General features: G+C 71.5%; 12 protein-coding genes. 2 read left to right on the plus strand and 10 right to left on the minus strand.

Annotated elements, in window-relative coordinates; translation table 11 throughout:
- Window positions 1-265 precede the first annotated feature (265 nt).
- Window positions 266-784, plus strand: a complete 519-nt coding sequence (locus GTY96_RS00175) for a hypothetical protein (RefSeq protein ID WP_161663552.1) — start codon at window positions 266-268, stop codon at window positions 782-784.
- A 97-nt stretch (window positions 785-881) separates the two neighbouring features.
- On the opposite strand, the gene GTY96_RS00180 is transcribed toward GTY96_RS00175, so the two are convergent.
- Genes GTY96_RS00180 through GTY96_RS00210 form a run of 7 tightly spaced genes read right to left on the minus strand, consistent with a single transcriptional unit; the run spans window position 882 to window position 7,675 of the window.
- Complete coding sequence (locus tag GTY96_RS00180; RefSeq protein WP_235685269.1) at window positions 882-1,607, minus strand: SDR family oxidoreductase; 726 nt, start codon at window positions 1,605-1,607, stop codon at window positions 882-884.
- On the minus strand, window positions 1,597-2,988 hold the full coding sequence (locus GTY96_RS00185) for an FAD-dependent oxidoreductase (protein ID WP_161663553.1): 1,392 nt from the start codon (window positions 2,986-2,988) through the stop codon (window positions 1,597-1,599). Before GTY96_RS00185 ends, GTY96_RS00180 begins: the two co-directional genes overlap by 11 nt.
- On the minus strand, window positions 2,975-4,252 hold the full coding sequence (kynU, locus tag GTY96_RS00190; protein ID WP_143907912.1) for a kynureninase: 1,278 nt from the start codon (window positions 4,250-4,252) through the stop codon (window positions 2,975-2,977). Before kynU ends, GTY96_RS00185 begins: the two co-directional genes overlap by 14 nt.
- On the minus strand, window positions 4,249-5,265 hold the full coding sequence (locus GTY96_RS00195; RefSeq protein ID WP_161663554.1) for an amidohydrolase family protein: 1,017 nt from the start codon (window positions 5,263-5,265) through the stop codon (window positions 4,249-4,251). The genes kynU and GTY96_RS00195 overlap by 4 nt, the downstream gene beginning before the upstream one ends.
- On the minus strand, window positions 5,262-5,786 hold the full coding sequence (gene nbaC / locus GTY96_RS00200) for a 3-hydroxyanthranilate 3,4-dioxygenase (protein ID WP_143907916.1): 525 nt from the start codon (window positions 5,784-5,786) through the stop codon (window positions 5,262-5,264). Before nbaC ends, GTY96_RS00195 begins: the two co-directional genes overlap by 4 nt.
- A 1-nt stretch (window position 5,787) precedes the next feature.
- The gene (locus tag GTY96_RS00205; protein ID WP_143907918.1) at window positions 5,788-6,216 is read right to left on the minus strand and encodes a RidA family protein; all 429 of its coding nucleotides are present in this window, start codon (window positions 6,214-6,216) and stop codon (window positions 5,788-5,790) included.
- 16 nt (window positions 6,217-6,232) lie between these two features.
- A complete protein-coding gene (locus GTY96_RS00210; protein ID WP_161663555.1) occupies window positions 6,233-7,675 on the minus strand; it encodes an aldehyde dehydrogenase in 1,443 nt (480 codons plus the stop codon).
- 187 nt (window positions 7,676-7,862) lie between these two features.
- On the opposite strand from GTY96_RS00210, the gene GTY96_RS00215 reads away from it, so the two are divergent.
- Window positions 7,863-8,651 (plus strand): 2-keto-4-pentenoate hydratase, encoded by a 789-nt coding sequence (locus GTY96_RS00215; protein ID WP_143907922.1) that lies wholly within the window; start codon window positions 7,863-7,865, stop codon window positions 8,649-8,651.
- Between the two features lie 9 nt (window positions 8,652-8,660).
- Here GTY96_RS00215 and GTY96_RS00220 read toward each other — a convergent pair whose 3' ends face one another.
- From GTY96_RS00220 to GTY96_RS00230, 3 genes are all read right to left on the minus strand, one after another.
- Entirely contained in the window at window positions 8,661-9,803 is a 1,143-nt protein-coding gene (locus GTY96_RS00220) for a bestrophin family protein (protein WP_143907924.1), read from the minus strand.
- Window positions 9,804-9,966: 163 nt separating this feature from the next.
- Window positions 9,967-12,198 (minus strand): hypothetical protein, encoded by a 2,232-nt coding sequence (locus GTY96_RS00225; protein WP_161663556.1) that lies wholly within the window; start codon window positions 12,196-12,198, stop codon window positions 9,967-9,969.
- Between the two features lie 295 nt (window positions 12,199-12,493).
- On the minus strand, window positions 12,494-13,780 hold the full coding sequence (locus tag GTY96_RS00230) for a hypothetical protein (RefSeq protein WP_161663557.1): 1,287 nt from the start codon (window positions 13,778-13,780) through the stop codon (window positions 12,494-12,496).
- Window positions 13,781-13,810 lie beyond the last annotated feature (30 nt).

The raw sequence follows: 13,810 nt of genomic DNA on the forward strand, positions 1-13,810 counted from the left end.
CCCACGGATGACACGGACACGACTGGACACGTTGAGGCCCCTCCCGGCGAAGGCGGCGCACTCTGTCGCAAAACGTGAGAAATCCACCAGACCTAAAGAACTGGATTTTGCTGTCAGGGCCGCGAAGTCCTGGCCGGGTGCGTCAGGCACTGGAGGGCAGCAGGCCGTGTCCGCGGGGTGATGGCGGCGGGAGTGGCGAGGTCGCATCCATCCGGGGCCGCGATGGGAGTCGCGGCGCTTCGATGTGGGAACGAGGAGAACGGCGATGCGATTGGATGGGGTGCGGCAGGTGATGATGGGTGTGGTGTTGGCGGTGGTGATGGCGACGGGGGCGCAGGCGGAGACGGTGCTGTTGACGTGTCCGGTGGGGACATCGGTCTCGAAGTTCACGCCGGGGGTGACGCTGACGCCGCGTCAGACGGCGTCGGAGGAGAAGGCGCTCTTCGGGCCGTGCGTGGGGCTCCCGGTGGACCTGGTCTACGCGAGCTTCGACTTCCAGGGGACGGGCCTGGTCTCGTGTCTGTCGAATGGGAGCGCGGGCCGCTTCACGGTGACCTGGAGTGACGGCAGCACGAGCACGGTGGACCAGGCCACCGTCATCACGGCGCGGGCGGGCGCGTCCGTATCCTCGGTGTCCGGGACGGTCACGAGCGGCACCCGGTTCGTGGGTGCCTTCATCGAGCACACGGTGGCGCTGGCGCAGCTGGACCTGACGAAGTGCCTGAGCCCCCTGGGCTTCACGGCCGCGGCGGGGCCTGGGACGCTGACCGTGCTGGGGCTCTAGCGCGGGACGGCTGGCCCTTCAGCAGGGGGCACACCGTGGGGCGCGGAACTGTTCTTCCGCGCCCCCTTCCTCCCCCCGGAAGGACACGGACGTCACCTCAGAAGCCCTTCAGCGCTCCACCGTCGCAGGCGATGGACTGTCCGCTGATATACGCGGCCGGCTCCGACGCCAGGAACGTCACCAGCGCCGCGAACTCCTCGGGCCTCCCCAGCCGGCGCGCGGGGATGTTCGGCGCCACCTTCTCGTCGGACAGGCCCAGGTCCTTCATCCGGTCCGTCGCGTGGTAGCCCGGCAGCGCCGCGTTCACCGTGATGCCATACGGCGCCACCTCGTTGCTCAGGCTCTTCACCAGCCCCAGCAGGCCCGCGCGCAAGCCATTGGACACCGTCAGGTTGTTCATCGCCTCACGCGCCGCCGTGGACGTCACCAGCACGATGCGGCCCCAGCCCTGCGCCTTCATGCCCGGCAGCGCCGCCTGAATCGCCTCCACCGTGGACAGCCACAGGCTCTGGAAGGACGCCTGCCATTGCTCGCCCGTGATGGCCTCGAAGCCACCGGACGGCGGCCCGCCCGTGTTCACCACCAGCACGTCCAGCCCGCCCAGCTTCTCCGTCACCTCGCGCACCAGCTCGCGCGCCGTCCCGGCTTGCGTCAAGTCACACGGCACCGCCAGCGCCGCGCCCAGCTCCTTCGCCGCCTTCTGGAGCTTCTCCCCACCGCGCGACGACACCGCCACCGTCGCCCGCTCCTGCACCAGCGTCTGCGCGATGGCGCGCCCCAACCCGGACGACGCGCCCGTCACCAACGCCCGCCTACCCTTCAAGCCGAAATCCATCCGCGTGCTCCTTCATGAAAGGGGTCAGCCGGCCGCGGATCAGCTTCGCCGCCGCGTCCAGGTCCACGTCCTCGGGGCGCTTCAGCGCCCGCGACAGCTCCGCCACGATGCCGCCCGCGATGGTGCCCACCTCGTACGCCAACCGGTAGGGCGCGCGGCTGAAGCTCACCAGCGTGTAGCGATTGACGAACTCCCCCGGGAAGGCGTTGAGCAACACCTTCTCCACGCCCTTCTCCAACAGGAAGCGCGGATCCCCGGTGCTGTCGCGCATCTCGATGAAGTTCTCCACCGCCATGTCCGCGATGGCATCCGCGTTCGTCTTGCGCAGCGCCTCGAATGCGCCGAACGCCTGCTCCCAGTCCGGCCGCGCCTCCAGGAGCGAGTCCAGCACCACGCAGTCCTCGAAGCCGCAGTTCATCCCCTGCCCGTAGAAGGGGACCATCGCGTGCGCCGCGTCGCCCAGCAGCAGCGTGCGCCCGCCCACGCGCCACGGCGCGCACTTCACCGTCACCATCTGCCCCGTGGGCCGGGAGAAGAACTCCTCCACCAGCCCGGGGATCAGCGCCTTCACGTCCGGGAACTGCTCCTGGAAGAACGCCTCCAGCGACTCGGGCGTCTGGAGCGCCGCGAAGCTCATGGGCCCCTGCCACGGCAGGAACAGCGTGCAGGTGAAGCTGCCGTCCTCGTTGGGCAGCGCGATGAGCATGTACGAACCGCGCGGCCAGATGTGCAGCGCGTGCTTCTCCATCTGGAAGCGCCCGCCCTCGCCCGGCGGAATCGTCAGCTCCTTGTAGCCATGCCCCAGCGTCTCCTGGGACGCGTGGAAGCCCGGCTGGGGCTGAAGGGCCTGCCGCACCGCGGAGCCGGAGCCGTCCGTGCCGAACACCACCGCGTCCCGCACCTCGCGCGTCTCGCCCGTGGCCTCGTCCTGCACCGTCAGGTTCCCCGCAGCCGGGTCGGCGTGCGTCACCCGCTGGCGGAAGCGCAGGTGCACCCGGCCCGTCTCCTCCGCGCGCGTCATCAGGAACCGGTTCAGCCACCCGCGCGACAGCGAGTTGATGTGCTGCGAGTCGTCCTTCCCATAGGGCTGGTACGCCAGCTCGCCGCGCACCGGATGGATGACCCGCCCGCGCATGGGGATGGCGTGCTTCAGCGCCTCCTCCTCCAGCCCCACCTGCCACAGCGCGTGCAGGCCGCGCGTGGAGATGGCCAGGTTGATGGAGCGCCCCGCGTCCAGCGTCTCGCGGCGCATGTCCGGGCGGCGCTCCAGCACCTCCACCGTGTGTCCGCGGCGGGCCAGGTACAGCGACAGGAGCGACCCCACGAGCCCCGCCCCCACCACCGTCAGCTTGGACTCATTCGAGGGCATGGGCCTCCAGCGTCCGCACGAAGCGGAAGACGTCCAGGTACGTGTTGTAGAGCGGCGCGGGCGCGGCGCGGATGATGTCCGGCTCGCGGAAGTCGCAGAGGATGCCGGCCGCGGCCAGCCGCTGGAGCAGCCGCTTGGGCTCGCCCCGGAAGCGCAGCGACAGCTGCGCCCCGCGCTGCTTCGGATCGCGCGGCGTGGTGATGGTGACGAACCCCGCGGGCAGCCGGTCCAGCAGGAACTCCAGGAAGCCGGTCAGCTTCACGCTCTTGGCGTGAAGGGCCTCCATCGTCGCCTTGTCGAACAGCTCCAGCGACGAGCGCAGCGCCGCCAGCTGGAAGATGGGCGGGTTGGACAGCTGCCACCCCTCCGCGCCGGGCAGCGGGTCGAACGTGGGGCCCATCTCGAAGCGCGTGGCCTTGTTGTGCCCCCACCAGCCCTCGAAGCGCGGCAGCTGTGGCGAGTGCGCGTGCCGCTCGTGCACGAACACGCCGCCCAGGCTGCCCGGCCCGCCGTTGAGGTACTTGTATGAACACCACACCGCGAAGTCCGGCCCGTCGTCGTGCAGCGACAGCTTCAGGTTGCCCGCGCCGTGCGCCAGGTCGAAGCCCACCTTGCAGCCCTGCGCGTGCGCCACGCGGGTGATGGCCTTCAGGTCGAACGCCTGCCCGGTGAGGTAGTTCACGCTGCCCAGCATCACCAGCGCGACCTCCTTCCCGTGCCGCTCCACCGCCTCCAGGACGTCCTCGGGGCGCAGCGTGTCCTCGCCCGCGCGCGGCATCAGCCGGATGATGGCGTCCTTCGGGTCGTAGCCGTGGAAGCGCGCCTGCGACGCCACCGCGTACTGGTCCGACGGGAAGGCGCCCCCCTCCACCAGGATCTTGTAGCGCTCGCGCGTGGGCCGGTAGAACGACACCATCATCAGGTGCAGGTTCACCGACAGGGTGTTCATCACCACGACTTCCAGGGGCTGCGCGCCGACCAGCCGCGCCACCTGTTCGGTCAGCAGCTCGTGGTAGGGGAGCCAGGGGTGGCGGCCGTGCACGTGGCCCTCCACGCCCAGCCGCTCCCAGTCCTCCATCTCCATCTGCACGTACTTGCGCGCCTTGCGCGGCTGCAACCCCAGGGAGTTGCCCGCCAGGTAGATGGCGGGCGCGCCGGAGGGGGCGGCCAGGTGGAGGAACTCGTCGCGGAACGGCCGCAGCGGATCCTCGGCGTCCAGCCGGTGCGCGAACGCGTCGGAGCTTTCGTAGACAGGGGCCGTCATGGTGCGAAGTCCTCGTGCGAGCGCCCCAGCCACTCCAGGGCGTTGCGATAGAGCAGCCGCTCACGGACCGGGGGGGAGAGGTCCGTCAGCGATTCGATGAGCGTGCCGGGCCGCTCCTCGCCCAGCGGGAAGGGGTAGTCACTGCCCAGCGCCACCTTGTCCGCGCCGAACAGCTTCACGATGGCGCGCAGGGTCTCCGCGTCGTGCACCAGCGAGTCCACCCAGAAGCGCCCCAGGTAGTCGCGCGGCGCCACCGGGTTGTCCACCGCGACCAGGTCCGGGCGCACCTCGAAGCCGTGCTGGATGCGGCCCAGCGTGCCGGGGAACGCGCCGCCGCCGTGCGCGAACGCGAGCCGCAGCTTCGGCAGCCGCTCCATCACCCCGCCGAAGATGAGCGAGCAGATGGCCAGCGACACCTCCGCCGGCATCCCCACCAGCCACGGCAGCCAGTACTTCGCCATCTTCGCCTCACCCATCATGTCCCACGGGTGCACGAAGACGGCGGCGCCCAGGTCGCTCGCCGCCTGGAAGAAGGGGAAGAGGGCCGGGTCGGAGAGGTTCAGGTCGTTGACGTGGCTGCCAATCTGCACGCCCGCGAAGCCCAGCGTGCGCACGCAGCGCTCCAATTCCTTGACCGCCAGGTCGGTGGATTGGAGCGGCACCGTGCCCAGGCCCACGAAGCGCCTGGGCGCCGCGGCGACCGCGGAGGCCAGGTGGTCGTTGAGGAAGCGCGCCACCTCCAGGCCGTCCTGCGGCTTCGCCCAGTAGCTGAAGAGCACCGGCACCGTGGACAGCACCTGCACCTGGACGCCGTGCGCGTCGCACTCCACGACGCGCTGCTTCGGGTCCCAGCAGTTGCTTTCGATCTCGCGGAAGAACTTCCCGTCATCCCGCAGCATCCGCGCGCGGCACGGCGCGTGGTGGTCCAGCGTGATGAAGCCGCCGTAGCCGAAGCGCTCGGCGAAGCGGGGCAGCTCCGGGGGCAGGAGGTGCGTGTGGATGTCGACCTTCACTGGGGCGCACCACCCCGCGTCACCTGCGTGCCGCACCGCTTGCAGGTGCAGTGCTCGGGGTTGCCGTAGAAGTGTTCGAACACCGGCGGCAGCTGCGTCACCAGGTTGGTGACGTGCAGGGACTCCTCGTACAGCTTGTCGCCGCACTTCGGGCACAGCCACAGGAACGAGTCCAGCTCCCGCGGCTGGCGGCGGCGCTCCAGCACCAGGCCCACCGTGCCCGCGGGCCGCTGCGGCGAGTGCGGCACCTTGGGGGGCAACAGGAAGATCTCCCCCTCGCGGATGGGGATGTCCTGCACCTGCCCCTCGTCGATGACGCGCAGGGTGATGTCCCCCTCCAACTGGTAGAAGAACTCCTCGCCCTCGTTGACGTGGAAGTCCGTGCGCGAGTTGGGGCCGCCCACCACCGTGACCATGAAGTCCCGGTCCGCCCACACCTGCTGATTGCCCACCGGGGGCTTGAGCAGCGGGCGGTGCTCGTCGATCCACTTCTTGAAGTTGATGGGGGTCAGTCGGCCCATGTCATTCGTCTCCAATGGTGGCGATGCACTTGAGTTCAATGGCGATGGGCGTGGGCAGCCGGTTGATCTCCAGCGTGGTGCGGCACGGCGGGTCGTTCTTGAAGTACTCGGCCCACAGCCGGTTGTACGTGGGGAAGTCCCGCTTCATGTCCGTGAGGTACACGGTCACGTCCACCAGCCGCTCCCACGACGAGCCCGCGTCCTCCAGGATGTAGCGCACGTTGCGGAACACGGAGTGGCACTGCGTCTCGATGTCGTAGGAGACGACGTCGCCCCGCGCGTCCAGCTCCACGCCGGGGATGGCCTTGCTGCCGCGCTCCCGCGGGCCCACGCCGGAGAGGAACAGGAGGTTCCCCACGCGGCGCGCGTGCGGGTAGAGCCCCACGGGCTCCGGGGCCTTCTTCGAATCAATCCGCTCGCCAGCGCTCACTGTGTCGCTCCTGGGGTCAAAGCTTGATGCAGACGTTCTTGGGCTCGGTGAAGAAGCGCAGCGCGTCCCAGCCGCCCTCGCGGCCCACGCCCGACTCCTTCACCCCGCCGAACGGCGTGCGCAGGTCCCGCAGCATCCAGGTGTTCACCCAGACGATGCCGCTGTGCAGCCGCGAGGCGAACCGGTGCGCGCGCGCCAGGTCCTTCGTCCACACGCTGCCCGCCAGCCCATAGCGCGTGGAGTTGGCCCACGACAGCACCTCCTCCTCGTCGTCGAAGGGCATGAGCGTGGCCACCGGGCCGAAGATCTCCTCCTGGTTCGTGCGGCAGGTGGGCGTCAGGCCCTCCACCAGCGTGGGCTCCACGAACCAGCCGTTCTCGCAGCGGCCGGGGACGCTGGCGCGCTTGCCGCCGGTGAGGATGCTGCCGCCCTCCTGCTTCGCGAGCGCGATGTAGCCCATCACCTTGTCGAAGTGCTCGCGCGACACCAGCGCGCCCTGGTCCGTGCCCGCCTCCAGCGGGTCGCCCACCTTGAGGGCCCGCGTGCGCGCGACCAGCGCCTCCTGGAAGCGCGCGTAGAGGGGGCGCTGCACGAAGATGCGCGGGCCGCACAGGCAGATCTGCCCCTGGTTCGCGAACGAGGAGCGCAGCGTGGTGGCCAGCGCCTCGTCGAAGTCGCAGTCCGCGAAGATGACGTTGGGGTTCTTCCCGCCCATCTCCAGCGAGAGCTTCTTGAACGCGGGCGCCGCGACGCGGGCGATCTCCGCGCCGGTGCGGGTGCTGCCGGTGAAGGAGATGGCGCTGACGTCCGGGTGGCGCGTGAGCGGGCCGCCCACGTGGGGACCCAGGCCGTGCACCAGGTTGAGCACGCCCGGCGGCAGGCCCGCGTCGCGGCACACCTGGGACAGGAGGAAGGCCGTCATCGGCGTCACCTCCGACGGCTTCGCCACCACGCAGTTGCCCGCCGCCAGCGCGGGGGCGATCTTCCACGTGAGCAGGTACAGCGGCAGGTTCCACGGCGAGATGCAGCCCACCACGCCCAGCGGCGAGCGCAGCGTGTAGTTGAGCGCGACGCCGTCCATCGGGTGCGCTTCGCTGGCGAACTGCGTCGCCGCGTCCGCGAAGAACTCGAAGTTGAGCACGCTGCGCGGGATGTCCACCGTGCGCGCCACCGCCAGCGGCTTGCCCGTGTCGATGGACTCCGCCCGAGCGAACGCGTCCAGGCGCTCGTGGATGAGGCCCGCGACGCGGCGGAGCATCCGCGAGCGCTCCGCCGCGGGCAGCGCGGACCACGCGGGGAAGGCCCGGCCCGCGGCCTCCACGGCGGACTGCACGTCCGCCTCGCGCGAGTCCGGCACGTGCGCGTACAGCCGGCCCGTCGCTGGCTCCGGCTTGTCCAGCCACTGGCCGCCCGCCGCGGGCACCAGCTCGCCACCGATGTAGTTGAGGACCTTTTCCAAGGCAGCTCCCTCCTGGGCAGACGCGCGGCAATGTATGTCGCGCCCGTCCACCGCCTCCAGGATTCCGAGCGCTGGACGTCGGGTGGCGCTCGCTTGCGCGGTCGTTCGCCTCCCAGCGACTCCGGGACCCGCTCCACCGGTGAATCCTTGGTGGAATTGCGGGCCGGGCATGGAAATGTTCCGCGTCATGACCTCGACAGCGGACGTGGTGGCCCTGGCTCGGATTCTGGACGCGGCGCGGCGCGAGCGGCGGGAGGTGCCTCCCTTGACGCATGCGCACCCCCAGCTGTCCGTGCCGGACGGCTACGCGGTGCAGGCGGAGGGCATCCGGCTGCGCGAGGCCCAGGGCGAGCGGGTGGTGGGCCTGAAGATGGGCTTCACGTCGGAGGCGAAGCGCCAGCAGATGAACCTGGGCTCGCCCATCTTCGGCGTGCTCACGGACCGGATGCGCGTGCGGGCGGGGGGGACGGTGAGCGTGGGCGCGGGCATCCACCCGCGCATCGAGCCGGAGATCGCCTTCCGCACGTCGCGCGAGCTGAAGGGGGCCGTGACGCGCGACGAGGTGCTGGACGCGTGCGACGCCGTCTTCGCGGCGATGGAGGTGCTGGACTCGCGCTTCGTGGGCTTCAAGTACTTCAGCCTGCCGGACGTGGTGGCGGACAACGCGTCGTCGTCGCTGTTCGTGCCCGGCACCCTGGAGCGCGGCCCGCGCGACCTGGACCTCACGCGGCTCCAGATGCGCATGGAGGTGAACGGGAAGGTGGAGGGCGAGGCGCGCTCGGACGCCATCTCCGGAGACCCGGTGGTGTCCCTCATCCAGCTGTGCGCGCTGCTGGCGGAGCGCGGTCAGGTGCTGCCCGCGGGGAGCCTGGTGCTGTCGGGCGCGGCCACCGCCGCCTACCTGATGAAGCCCGGCGACCAGGTGCGGCTCACCGTGGACGGGCTGGGCACGGTGGAGGTGTCCGCGGTGGAGTAGGGCGGCCCTTCAATACAGCAGGCCGTTGCGCGGCTGGAGGGGCGGGGGCAGCGCTGACTCGCCCAGCATCTGGCGCAGGTTGATCTCGATGGTGCGGCACAGCGCCGTCATGGGCGTGTCGCTGACGCCATCCTCGAAGGGGTCCTCCACGTCGCGTCCCACCGCGTCCAGGGCGATGAAGAGGAACGCGATGATGGCGGTGACGAGCGGCGTGAGCACGCCCAGGTCCGCGACGACGCCCAGGGGCAGCAGGGTGAGGTAGGCGCGCACCATGGCGCGCGGGAGGATGTCGTACTGGCGGGGGAGGGGCGTGTTCTTGATGCGCTCGCACGCGCCCAGCTGGTCGGTCAGGTCCGAGAGCGTCTTGTCCATCGCCACGCGCATGTAGACCTTCTCCGGGTGCTGGACGTCGCTGTAGATGCGGCGCAGGCGCGTGCCCATCCACAGCAGGATGGAGGCGGGCACGTTCTGCTCGCCGCGCAGCGCCTCCAGCACGGACGGGCGGAAGAACGGCGTGATCTCCGGGAAGGGGTCCTGCCGCCGCAGGTGGCAGCGCAGCGCGTTCACGAAGCCCATCTGCGCGTAGACCAGCTCGCGGGCGTCCTCGGTGATGCCGGTGATGATGCCCCGGGGCGCGTTCCACTCCGACGGTGGGTGGATGAACGAGGCCAGATGCGGGCGGGGGGCGTCCGGGTCGCGCAGGTCGCGCGCGCGGCCGGAGTGGTCGCGCACGGCGCCGTCACCCACCTTGGCCCAGGCGGGGGCCAGGGCGGGCCCGTCTGGCTGCACGGCCGTCCGGACCAGCCGCGACGCGGTGGAGGGCGTCTCCGGGGTGCCGTCGCTGCGCTGGGCCCGGGGCGCGGGCAGGAAGGTCAGGACCTGCCGGGCGAGCGTGCGCGAGGAGTTCACCAGCCCTCCCCAGAGGGTGCGCGCCTCCCACCAGCGCTCGTAGGCGGAGTTGTTGCGGAAGGCGAGCAGCACGCCCAGCGCCGCGGCGAGCAGCGACACCGGCAGCGCGGGGACCGACAGCCACTTGGCGCCCAGCACCTCGTAGCCCAGGGCGATGGCCAGCGCGACGATGACGTGGGTGACGACGGGGCGTCCCGTGTAGCGGAGGATGATCCGCCAGGACAACATCCGACCGACGATCATCGCGCGGGGTTCCTTGCCGGGGCGTGCTGCGTGCGGCTTCGGATCTAGTGATGCCCCCGGGGCGCGGCAACGCGGCGCCTTTCGTGCGCGTCCACCAGCTCCTCCACGCTTCGTCCGCACGCCCGGCGAGCGTGCGGAACCCGACGGACCGCCCGCGCCGGCGTCAGGCCCGTGACTTGGAGAACACGAGGTTCGTGCCCGCCCCCGGCACCGTCACGGTGAAGGTGCGCTCCACCGTCGCCAGGCCGTTGCCCCCGCGCGCCGCCAGCTCCAGGAAGAACGCGCCGGTCGCCTTGAGATGGAAGGACTGGGCCCACGACTGGGACAGGGCCTTGAACGCGCCGTTGAAGACCGCGGGCGAGCGCTGCTCGTTGTTGCGCAGGTCCAGGAGTCCCGCGCGCAGGTCGCGCCACTTGGACACCGTGCCGGGGTTCTTCTGGATGACCTCCGCGAACGTCAGCATCCCGTCGCCCAGCTGCCCTTCGGTGTGGGCGAAGCGTCCGACGAGGGGGTTGTTCTTGAGGGACGCGGCGGCCGTCCTGGCCGCGTCGGCCGCGGACCAGTTCTGCTCCAGGTAGGACTTCCAGAGGGGCGCGTAGATCGACTCGCGCACGGCGGGGCGGTCGCGGCACGGCACGGCGTACCAGGGCAGCGCCCGTCCCAGCGCGCGGGCGAAGGCGGAGGGCGCGTCGGGATCCGCCGCGTGGGTGATGACGTCGCGCAGCGTCCGGTTGTCCAGCTTCAGCTCCACGCGCGTCTCGAACGCCTGTCCCGCGGCGGCGGCGCGGATGCGCTTGAGGACCTCCTCCTCCTCCGCGTCATCCAGCGCGCCCCAGATGATGGCCTCGTCCACGGCCTGCCGCAGGTCGTCGTCTCCCTGCTTGCGCGCGTCGTGGCGCAGGAGCAGGTACAGGCCCAGGTCGAAGTCCGCCACGGTGGGCGACTTGCGGTGCTCCGCCATGTCCGCCTTGAAGTCCGCCGTCCAGTGCGAGTACGGCGTGAGCAGCGCGCCGGTGTAGGAGCGCACGCCCAGGAACGAGATGCGCTGGGGCGCCTCCTTCTCCAGGCTGTTGCGCTGCACCACCTGGGTGAGCTCGCGCGTGTCACTGCCGCCCAGCGCCCACGTCCCCAGCTTCAAGGAGAAGCCCCACGCGTTGGACTCCTTGTTGACCTCCTTGAGCAGGCACTGCTCCAGCGTCAGGCCGTCCGCCTGCATCCGCTGCATCGCGCTGTCCATCCGCCCCGTCACCAGCAGCGGGTGCAGGGCGCGCGCCTGGGCGTCGGTGCACACGGCGGACAGGAGCGCGGTCTGCTCCTTCATGCGCAGGTATTCGTAGCGGAAGCCCGCCTCGAACTTCGACTCGGCCAGGGCCTGGATGCGCGCGCGCGTGTCCGCTCGCAGCTTGTCCCAGCGCGCGCGCAGCGCGGTGAGGTTGACCTCCAGCTCCTGGAAGCCCAGCCGGTCCAGGATGATGCGCAGCACCTTCGTCTCGTTCTCCGACAGGGCGTGCGCCTCCAGCTTCGTCAGCAGGGACTCGAAGGTGCCCAGCGGCACCGACAGGAGCCCTTCCAGGACGCGCTCCACCTGGGTGACGAGGGCGGCCGGATCGGTGAGGCGGGCCTCCACGTGCAGGGCGGCCGTCACGCCCGCCTCGCGCGCCACGGCCTTCTTCACCTGCACGCGCACGCGGCCCGCTTCGGGCCGGGAGAAGATGACGGCGTAGTCGTCCGTCACCTTCACCTTCGCGGACACGGTGGCGCCCGCCTTGGCCTCGAAGGAGAGCAGGGTGCTGGCGGACAGCAGCTTCGTCAGCGTCTGGAGGTTGGACGTGTAGACGTCCGTCCAGTCCAGCGTCGCGGTGACGGACAGCTCGCCGCGCGCCTGGAAGGCGATGGCGTCGCCCACGCCCAGCGCGTCCAGCGACGACGTGAGCAGGGGCAGCCGGAGCGAAGGGGCGTCCTCTTTCAGCGCGGCGCGCGCGTTCATCCGCTGGGGGTGCCGATGGTAGTCCGCCAGCAGCACGCGCACGTCGCCGTTGGCCGAGAGCGCCACGTAGGGCAGGGGGACGCCGACGTCCGCCTTCACGCGCGTCTCCACCGCGTACTTGAGCCACGCCGCGTCCCCGCCGTAGACGAGCGGCGGGGCCAGCTGTGCCGTCGGGTCGCTCGGGGCCTCGCCCACCACGCCCGCCGCGTCCACGTCCGCCGGGGCGTCATAGCCTTCGACGAAGCCTCGCGCCGACACGTCGAACGCGAACGTCAGGGCGCCCAGCTTCTCTCCGGCGGGCAGCGCGTAGCTGGCGGTCGGCAACTCCACGCGGATGTCGGAGCCCTGCAGGGGCGCGTCCGGTAGCACCTTCGACACTTCGTCCAGCAGCACCAGCTTCCACGACATGACGGCTCCCTCCCACGACGTCCATGGAAAGGCGGCATCGTACAACGCCCGTCCCCCTCGACAGGGGGATGCCGCGCCAGACGAGGCCGGGCGGCGGGTGGGGCGCCGGTCGGGCGCGGAGTCGGTGGAGCGCGGCGTCGGCGGGTGGGGCGCCAGTCGGGCGCGGCGTCGGTGGAGCGCGGCGTCGGCGGGTGGGGCGCCAGTCGGGCGCGGCGTCGGTGGAGCGCGGCGTCGGCGGAGCGCGGCGTCGGCGGAGCGCGGAGTCGGCGGAGCGCGGCGCCAACGGTGCGGAGCGTCAGGGCTGGTCGCGGACCTGCTGGAGCGCGGCCGGGCGGTCCGCGGTCACGAGCAGCGCCTCGGGCGTCAGGCCCCGCACGCACGAGCGGATGACGACCTGGGCGTCGTCCACGGGCTCCAGCACCAGCGACGTCGTCCGGGTCATCAGCGCGCGGGGCCACTGGCCCTTCTCCGCCCGGGCCGCGTCGACCTCCGCCAGGGCGATGAGCGCCTCGGAGCGCAGCGCGCGCAGGTCCAGCGCCTCGGCGTCCTCGGGGGACAGGCGCACCGCGGGGGCCTCCGCGTGGCGGAAGCGCTCCGTGGCCTTCTGGGCGTCCAGGGACTCCAGCGCGCGGCGGCGCTCCTCGGAGGGTTGATCCACCACGGCGCGCAGGCGGTCCGCGTCCTCCACCCACTGCCGCCACTGGTGGCGGCGCGACAGGGCGCCCGGCAGCGGGGGCGCGTCGAACCACGTGGGCGGAAGCTGGCTGCGGGCGTCGTCGGACAGCAGGTCGCGGAAGGCCACGAGCTGTGAGGCGACGGCCTCCTCGTGCAGGGTCAGCGACACCGGCGGGAACCCTTCATGCAGCCGGGTGAGCTGGGAGATCGCCCGGCGCTTGCGGACCAGGGAGGCCGCGTCGAGCGCGTCCGCGCAGGCCCGCCAGGTACGCGCGTAACCCTGGGCGGACAGCCGCTGTCCCACCAGCCCACCGCCCAGGGCCAGCTCCCGGCCCAGCGCGAGCGCGTCCACGCACGTGTCCACCGCGCCGTCCGCGTCGCCCCGGGCCACCTGGAGCCGCGTCTCCAGCGCTGCCTGCTCCATCACCTGCCGCAGGGCCTGGGTCAGCGCGTCGCGCCGGGACATGTCCGGTCCGGACAGGGGACGCAGGTCCTCCGGAAGGCCGCCCCCTTCCGAGTGGGTGGCGGCGAGCACCTGCCGCATCAGCGGGCGGCCCTGCTCCAGCGCCTCGCGGCACGTGGCGGGGAGGTCCGTCACCGGCGCGCGGCCCTCGGTCACCGCCTCGCGGAGCGCCGCCTCCTGCGCGGTGGGGGCCGGCGTGTCGTGGGTCTGGCGGAGCAGCGTGGGCAGCAGCGGCGACAGGGCGTCACCGAACGTGCCAGGCCGCGAAGGGATGACGTGGGACGGACGCGGGTGCTCCGCGTGGATCAACGTGTTCACCTCGCGCAGCAGCCGTGCTTCGAGCGCGTCCGTGCGCAGGTGTTGGTACGCCACCGCCCCGAGGCTCGCGAGGACGGACAGGGACACGCCTCCCATGAGTGCGGGGAGGGGGCGCTTCAGGGGCATGGGGGAGGCACTCCAGGAGGGGGACCCGGA

The organism is Corallococcus silvisoli (assembly GCF_009909145.1).
GTDB classification, from domain to species: Bacteria; Myxococcota; Myxococcia; order Myxococcales; family Myxococcaceae; genus Corallococcus; species Corallococcus silvisoli.

Excerpts from the sequence above, each read along its gene's own strand:
- GTY96_RS00175 (WP_161663552.1), top strand. The coding sequence starts at position 266 with ATGCGATTGGATGGGGTGCGGCAGGTGATGATGGGTGTGGTGTTGGCG.
- GTY96_RS00185 (WP_161663553.1), bottom strand. The coding sequence starts at position 2,988 with ATGCCCTCGAATGAGTCCAAGCTGACGGTGGTGGGGGCGGGGCTCGTG.
- GTY96_RS00230 (WP_161663557.1), bottom strand. The coding sequence starts at position 13,780 with ATGCCCCTGAAGCGCCCCCTCCCCGCACTCATGGGAGGCGTGTCCCTG.
- GTY96_RS00225 (WP_161663556.1), bottom strand. The coding sequence starts at position 12,198 with ATGTCGTGGAAGCTGGTGCTGCTGGACGAAGTGTCGAAGGTGCTACCG.
- nbaC (WP_143907916.1), bottom strand. The coding sequence starts at position 5,786 with ATGGGCCGACTGACCCCCATCAACTTCAAGAAGTGGATCGACGAGCAC.
- GTY96_RS00215 (WP_143907922.1), top strand. The coding sequence starts at position 7,863 with ATGACCTCGACAGCGGACGTGGTGGCCCTGGCTCGGATTCTGGACGCG.
- kynU (WP_143907912.1), bottom strand. The coding sequence starts at position 4,252 with ATGACGGCCCCTGTCTACGAAAGCTCCGACGCGTTCGCGCACCGGCTG.
- GTY96_RS00220 (WP_143907924.1), bottom strand. The coding sequence starts at position 9,803 with ATGATCGTCGGTCGGATGTTGTCCTGGCGGATCATCCTCCGCTACACG.